This window comes from Nostoc sp., assembly GCF_036917775.1.
Taxonomy (GTDB): domain Bacteria; phylum Cyanobacteriota; class Cyanobacteriia; order Cyanobacteriales; family Nostocaceae; genus Nostoc.
Window position 1 is genome coordinate 84,256 of sequence record NZ_JBALEQ010000158.1, and the last position, 7,635, is coordinate 91,890.

General features: G+C 38.9%; 5 protein-coding genes. 3 read left to right on the top strand and 2 right to left on the bottom strand.

Annotated elements, in window-relative coordinates; all coding sequences use genetic code 11:
- Positions 1-12: 12 nt before the first annotated feature.
- Positions 13-2,310: a hypothetical protein gene (locus V7K69_RS32055; protein ID WP_335042192.1), complete on the bottom strand. Its 2,298-nt coding sequence runs from the start codon at positions 2,308-2,310 to the stop codon at positions 13-15.
- Positions 2,311-2,809: 499 nt separating this feature from the next.
- On the opposite strand from V7K69_RS32055, the gene V7K69_RS32060 reads away from it, so the two are divergent.
- Positions 2,810-3,979: a glycosyltransferase family 4 protein gene (locus V7K69_RS32060; RefSeq protein ID WP_335042194.1), complete on the top strand. Its 1,170-nt coding sequence runs from the start codon at positions 2,810-2,812 to the stop codon at positions 3,977-3,979.
- A 75-nt stretch (positions 3,980-4,054) separates the two neighbouring features.
- Positions 4,055-5,194 (top strand): glycosyltransferase family 4 protein, encoded by a 1,140-nt coding sequence (locus V7K69_RS32065; protein WP_335042196.1) that lies wholly within the window; start codon positions 4,055-4,057, stop codon positions 5,192-5,194.
- Between the two features lie 182 nt (positions 5,195-5,376).
- Here V7K69_RS32065 and V7K69_RS32070 read toward each other — a convergent pair whose 3' ends face one another.
- Positions 5,377-5,646, bottom strand: a complete 270-nt coding sequence (locus V7K69_RS32070) for a hypothetical protein (RefSeq protein WP_114082264.1) — start codon at positions 5,644-5,646, stop codon at positions 5,377-5,379.
- A gap of 465 nt (positions 5,647-6,111) precedes the next feature.
- Between V7K69_RS32070 and V7K69_RS32075 the strand changes: the two genes are divergently transcribed.
- On the top strand, positions 6,112-7,410 hold the full coding sequence (locus V7K69_RS32075; protein WP_335042198.1) for a cation:proton antiporter: 1,299 nt from the start codon (positions 6,112-6,114) through the stop codon (positions 7,408-7,410).
- Positions 7,411-7,635: the final 225 nt, after the last annotated feature.

Genomic DNA, 7,635 nt, shown 5'->3' on the forward strand with positions numbered 1-7,635 from the left:
GCTAGTAAATACTCAACCTGCTAGCCGATACATAATCACTTTTCCTTTCCAGTTTTCTTCTACAAATACGAGATACTCACCATTTGAACGACGAAATGCGCGGATACCATAAGGTATATCAATCCAGCCACTTTCGCTGCCAACTTCTGGGCCTGGTTTTAAGTGTTGTACTTGCGCTCCCGTCTTGGCATTATAGACATATACCTCTGCGGTTTTGACTTTCACGGCAAATACCCGATCGCCCGCCACACTCATAGCTGCTGTAGACACTTCACGTTTGCCGATGGTGTCGTAGGGAATCACAACTCGCCACTTGGGGGTACGATTTCCTTTACTCCAATTGTCAAAACGGGCAATTTCAGATCCAGCAACTCCAGTATCGTCACCAAAGGCGGGGTGATCTACTGTGAAACCTGACAAATACATACTATCTGTTTCGGGGAAATATTCGATCCGCCGCAAGTCGTTAAATATTTTGGGAGTAGTTTGCTTTTCCATCGAATCATAGTTGTAGATGGGGTTGCCTTTAGCATCTATTCCTTGTAAAGGATAGTGGCGAATGCCATCTTCTGTTCGCAAAGCTTTCCAAACATCTCCTTTGCTGTCTACCCACCATCCGCCGATATAGGGATAATCTTTGCTGGTATCATATTCGTTATTTTCAAATTTGCCATTACCGTTGCGATCGCGCCAGATCCATTCACCTTTTTGTGGTTGATTCGGCGGCCAATTTCCGGCGAGAAATGGTTTGTCTGCGCCATTGCTACCGACAAACATTCCGGCTGGGATAGCAATTTTGCCGTCTTTGTCTGGATTAAAACGATATATTTGCAGGAAGCTGTTGTACATATCTGTGAGGAACAAAAACGGCTTCCCTTGGATGCGGCGCACAAAGGTTCCATCGGGCGATGTATGCAGGCGGGGATCTTGAGGATATTTGAAAGGATTTAAGGTGTAAGCTTTGTAAGTCCATTGCTTACCAGCAGGCTTACTGTAATCCATGAGATAGTGTTCTTGTTTGGTGAATAAATCTACACCATCAGTTTTAGGATCGGCATCTGCATTATCGACGAATATTAATCCTAGCGATCGCCATATTAGTTTTCCCGATGGCGAAAATTTCCGTAAATCTGTTCCCGATTTGTTGAAACCATTACTATTAATATAGATATTACCTGAAGCATCTGCACCAACTCCGGTAAGTCCATAAAGCTTCAAATCTCCAACTTCACCAGCAACTCCTGTATAGATACCACCCTTAGAGCCAAAACTACCCGTCTGCACTGGCTGATCTTTGATGTCATAAATCAATATTTGCTGACGCGGGCCATTTTCTGCCACTAACAGCTTACCTTGACGATCAACTGCGATCGCAGTTGGTTCAACGATATCTGCAATCTGTTCAGGCAATTGCTTTCCACTCTGGGAATAATGTAAAATTTTGGCAGGTTTACTACCATTTTTGCTTTGAATAATCCACAGATTTTTTTGTGGATCAACAGTTATTGCTCCTGGATTGGCAAAGGTAAAACTGCGTACTTGCTTCATCGTATTAGTATCATAGACACGAATGCGGTTAGCAGCAAAATCGCTTACATATAACTCGCTTCCGACTGTTGCTAATCCAGTCACTTCACTTTTAGTACTGGTAATTAACATACTTTTATCCCAGCCACGCCCTTCAGGAAACGGTGCAGGTTTCCCTGACAAATCATAGCGTCTAACGCAATGCCAACTTGTACCTTCAGGGGGGTAATCTTCGTCAGTTTTCCCCTTCGATCCCTGAGTCATGGCAAGGTAAATATATTTACTATTTGCCGTTACAGCGATACCACCTCCACGACTCCAGCCGTGAGTATCGCCAATAGCACCAATAACCTTACCATCTTTGTATATGGCTGCCTCCATTCCCGCCTCATCCCAATGACTGTTGGTATAAACTGTGCCATCAGGAGAAACATACATTGCCTCAATATTGTTTTGTACCCGTAAATTTCCACTGCCAATAGTGTTACCTATCCACGATGTTTTGTAAGTAAGTGTAGGTGTTTCAGTCTTTTTTTGTACCAGCAGATTTGTATTGTCAATAGAATTACTTGTCCACGATGTTTTGTATGTAAGCGTGGGTGTTTCTGTTGTTGCCCAGTCTGTTGTAATATCAAGGGTAGTAACAATGACTCCAACAGTCAAACTGAGTAAAAAGTTGAAGGTTTTACTCCTTTGTAAATATCTAAGTTTAGATAAATTTTTGATGTACTGATTAAGCTTGCGACGGAGTTTTCCTAACTTCGTCATTACTTTATTTATCATATAGTTTTTTAGCTTTTAATTATTTATATACAATCATTTTTTGGGAAATCAGTAAAAAATATAATTATTACAAGTGAGCGATAATTTTACACTATCTTTATAAAAATACTTTTATCATTTAATTTTTAAGGCAATATCTCTAAAACTTTCTTAAAGGTATTAATAGCTACCGATTTGCAACCAAAAATCGTAAATATTAATACATGATATTTCTATAATTATTAATTTATAGTGATTTTTGGCTCTCTCTATCTAGCATTCGCCTTTGTCAATTGACAAGTATCATATATATCCTAACCAGTATTATGTAGTTCATAAAAACACAAGGTTTTATCCTTGTTGACGTTGACATATAAATAGTTTATAAATTGGTGTTCTATATAAAAATCTTATTGGAAATGTAGATTTAGAAATTCTATTAATTAATCTTTGGAACATTCTGTAGGGGCTTACAGTTGTATATACCTACTGTTTTCATATATTTATAGGAGACATATTAGTGAAAAATAAACCAGAAAATTTAGCCTCATCATCTGCATCTATTCTCACGTTGGGATTAGGCTGGTTTCCCAAAGATCCCGGAGGATTAGAAAGGTATATGTATGAACTAACTCATAAATTAGCAGCCAATAAAGACCAGGTGGAATTATGCGGAGTTGGGCTACCAGAGGCGGAACTAAATTCGCCGATTAAGCTGACTAACTTGGCTTCTCCCGATAGCGCTATTTGGCAAAGATTATGGTCTATTCGTACTAACTTTCAGAAAACAAGAACAAACAAACCAGATGCTATTAATCTACACTTTGCATTATATAGCTTTCCGCTTTTAGATATTTTACCAAAGGGAGTACCAGTTACTTTTAATTTTCATGGGCCTTGGGCTTCTGAGAGTCAGCAAGAGGTAGTTAATAAGAATCTCAGTCTTTTGATTAAGCATCATTTAATAGAAAAAAACACATATAATCACTGCGATCGCTTCATTGTTTTGAGCAAAGCATTTGGTAAAATTCTCCATGAGAAATATCAAGTACCGTGGAGCAAAATTAATATTATTCCTGGTGGAGTTGATATTAACTGGTTTCAACCAAACTTATCACGCCAAGATGCTTGTAAACAGCTAGACTGGCCAAATAATCGCCGGATTATATTTACATCGCGCCGTTTAGTATATCGAACGGGAGTTGATAAATTATTACAAGCTTTGGCTATAATTAAGCCCAGAATACCAGATGTTTGGCTAGCGATCGCAGGTCGTGGTCACATTCAAGCTACACTACAACAACAGGCTACAGAATTAGGATTGGACGACAACGTTAAATTTTTAGGTTTTCTACCTGATGAGCAATTACCTATAGCTTATCAAGCTGCGGAATTAACTATAATGCCTAGTCAATCTTTTGAAGGATTCGGATTAGTAATAGTCGAATCTCTAGCCTGTGGTACTCCTGTTATATGTACCCCAGTTGGCGGAATGCCAGAAATTTTATCAGAATTTTCACCTGATTTAATCACTACTTCTATAGAAGCCTCAGCTATTGCTGAAAAATTAGAACAAGTGCTTTTGGGAAACATCCCCATACCTTCACGAGAATCCTGTCGTCATTACGCCACCACACACTACGACTGGAATCAAATTGCTCAACAAGTACGGAATGTTCTATTAAATTAAACTAGAGACGCAAAAATTGCTTTGTAGAGACGCGATTTATCGCGTCTGAATCGTATTGTATTATAAGGAAGTTTTATGAAAATTTTTTTCTTAGACCAAAGTGGTAAACCCGGCGGTGCAGAATTATGTTTAATTGATATTGCTAAACCATACTCTCATGGCGCTTTAGTGGGTTTATTTGCAGATGGCCCATTTAAAAATTTACTACAGCAAAATCATATCCCAGTAGAAGTTCTGGCAACTCAAACAATCCAAGTTCGCAAAGAAAGCAGTTTGGTACAAGGATTAAATAGTTTGGGAAAACTTGCACCTTTGATTACTAAAGTAATTAAAAAAGCGCGTGAATACGATTTAATTTATGCCAACACTCAAAAAGCATTAGTTGTCGGAGCATTAGCAAGTTTTTTTAGTCGTCGTCCTCTGGTTTATCATTTACACGATATTCTTTCCAGCGAACATTTTAGTCAAACGAATCTTCGCATTGCGATTAACTTAGCTAATCGTTGTGCCTCATTAGTAATTGCTAATTCCCAAGCTAGTAAAACAGCCTTTATCCAAGCGGGGGGACGCTCAGATATAGTTGAAGTTGTCTATAACGGCTTTGATCCAAAAATTTATCAAACTGATGAATCTGACATTAATCAATTACAGCAAGAATTAGGATTGCAAGGAAAATTTGTAGTCGGACACTTTAGCCGTCTTGCACCTTGGAAAGGACAGCATATATTAATTGATGCTCTTGCCAAATGTCCGCCAGAGGTGACAGTGATTTTAGTGGGGGATGCACTGTTTGGCGAACAAAATTATGTTAAACAATTACATCAACAAGTTACCAATCTGGGACTAGAAAACCGCGTTAAATTTTTAGGATTTCGTTCAGATATTCCCCAATTAATGGCAGCTTGTGATTTGGTGGCACATACCTCTACTTCCCCAGAACCCTTTGGTAGAGTAATTGTTGAGGCAATGCTATGTGGAAAACCTGTAGTTGCAGCAAAAGCTGGGGGTGTAATGGAATTAGTAGAACATGGACTTAATGGTTTTCTAGTGACACCAGGAGAACCCCAGGAACTTGCACAGGTAATTATCACCTGTCTTCAGGAGACGGAAATAACTGCAACTATAGCCAATAATGCCAGGACTACTGCTAGTCGGCGTTTTGATGTTGCAACTATTAATCAGCAAATTGCTCAACTGTTGTCCGACAGATTCTAGTACACGCTGGAATTAGGGGATCTTGTCCAAGATCCCCTATAAATAATTTTGGATAATTTGTTTTTTGGAAACCCCTTGTCTTGCTTTGTCTGGTTAAATAATATGAGTTGTTGAGCGATGGCTAATCTTGCTCTCAACTTAGCTACACTAAATTGATTATGCAGATGTTCCAAGCGATCGCATTAGGCCGCTTCCCGCAGTTGTGGTTGTGACTGCACACTCACCTCTGGAAACGAAAGTGAGAGTTGTTCTGCTTGAGGGACTGCGGCTTGCTGCAAAACTTGAACTTCGATATTCACGCTCACTAAATAACTGCCTGTATCAGCACCAACCGCTTCAGCAATTAGTTTAGCAATGTCTGGGCGTTTGGCAGTTAGCGGATCGCGTAAAATGCACCGATCCCATTCATGTTTGGCAGTCGGATTGAGGTTGAGAATGTAATGCTTCATCATCGAACTAACCCTTGAATCCATCTTCTGGAAGGTTTTCACACAGCCGTTAGGCATTTAATTAGGCTTTGTGGACGCTATATCTATTATAGTATATTTGTACTAAAAAGCCATATCTGAAGTGAAAAAGTAGTACACCTGTGTGCTGTCACCATATTCGCCTGCTACATCCCATTGTTTTAAGGGCAGATACGAAGAATCGAAGTGTGATGTCTAGGTTAGGCAAAGCTAATGCTAAATTAGGTTGGCGTAAATAAAAATGTTTCTATCTCATACCTCATACCTCAAAATTTGTAGCTTTGTACTTCATGCAAAGGAAAACTGGTGTATCTATTCCTTTTTCTCTAATTTGTAGCGCGTCTAAATCTCTAATCCTTAATTCCAGAAAATCTGCCCATAGGTAATGCTAATAAAAAAGTATTGCAATTAAGCTTACAAGGTAACGCTTAATTTTATACAAATCGCTATATGGTAGATATCTATATTATTGACCTATTTGTAATTGGTCTACTTCTGCTGATGGTAACATTAGGGTCGGGTTGGATTGCTCGCCTACCTCTTTCTTTTGCCCTAATCTATCTACTAGTTGGTATTTTACTAGGCCCTTATGCCTTTGGGCTGATTCAATTACGTCGAGATGAAGTTTTTAATGCCGAACTACTGGAAAAAATAACAGAACTTGTAGTAATTATTTCTGTGTTTAGCTGCGGCTTAAGAATTGTTCGTCCTCTAAAGTTGGGGGCTTGGGGTATTACAGCCCGATTGATTGTATTTCTGATGCCAATTTCAATTTTTGCGCTGGCTGTTGTGGGTAAATTGTTTTTAGGGATGAATTGGGGAGAAGCAATTTTATTAGGAGCAATTCTCGCACCAACCGATCCAGTATTAGCATCAGAAGTACAACTTACCGATATAAACGATAAAGATGAGTTGAGATTTGGTCTAACTTCTGAAGGTGGGTTAAATGATGCTTTAGCTTTTCCCTTCGTTTATTTTGGTCTTCATGCGTTAAAAGATGACAACTGGGGTAACTGGTTTCAACAGTGGGTTGCGGTTGATTTAATTTGGGCGATCGCATCTGCTATTGTTATGGGAATTGTTGTTGCCAAATCTATAGTCTGGATTGAAAAGAAAATTCAAAAACGCCGTCGTGCTGATGAATTAATGGAAGATTTTATTGCTATCAGCACGATTTTACTAACTTATTCTTTAACAGAAATGGTTAATGGCTATGGGTTTCTAGCAGTATTTGTTGCGGGGTTAGTTGTCCAACGCAGTTATAGAGATCCTGAAAAACCACTAGCACAATTAGAATTTGTTGAGCAAGTTGAAAAACTACTGGAAGTTGGAACAATTTTACTATTGGGTTCAATATTATTATTACAGCCAATGCTTAACTACGCTATGCAATCTTTACTGGTGATAATTTTATTATTCTTAATAATTAGACCTGTAGGAGTTTGGATTAGCACAATAGGCAAACGTCCTGTAGAATCGCACCGCCGAACCTTTCATCCAGGGACTAGGTGGTTGATTGGATGGTTTGGTATTCGCGGTGTCGGTTCTTTATATTATCTCGCCTATGCCTTTGGTAATGGCTTAAAAGGTGAGGCTGCCGAACAAATTGCTTGGATAACTTACACTACAATTGTAGCTTCTGTGATTATACATGGCATTAGTGCAACTCCATTAATGAAGTGGTATGAGCGCAATATTGCTAATCAGAGAAAGACTAATATTCCCACCACAATAGATGAATTTGAGTAAAAGCAATTTAATTTTCTAGACCTGTGGCTCAAAACCGGAGAGAGGCTTTGAATCTTAATCTCCCCTTCCCTTAGAGGATGTTTGAAAAGCTCTTCTTGTCGGTAGCAAAACTTTCTAGATCCCCCCTAGCCCCCCTTAAAAAGCTATCCATTACCCGGATCTTTCTCAACAAAACATAAAAATACTTAAAGAAAGGCGAAAAGGTTGATAGATATAGTTTTGAGG

Excerpts from the sequence above, each read along its gene's own strand:
- V7K69_RS32055 (WP_335042192.1), bottom strand. The coding sequence starts at position 2,310 with ATGATAAATAAAGTAATGACGAAGTTAGGAAAACTCCGTCGCAAGCTT.
- V7K69_RS32065 (WP_335042196.1), top strand. The coding sequence starts at position 4,055 with ATGAAAATTTTTTTCTTAGACCAAAGTGGTAAACCCGGCGGTGCAGAA.
- V7K69_RS32070 (WP_114082264.1), bottom strand. The coding sequence starts at position 5,646 with ATGATGAAGCATTACATTCTCAACCTCAATCCGACTGCCAAACATGAA.
- V7K69_RS32075 (WP_335042198.1), top strand. The coding sequence starts at position 6,112 with ATGGTAGATATCTATATTATTGACCTATTTGTAATTGGTCTACTTCTG.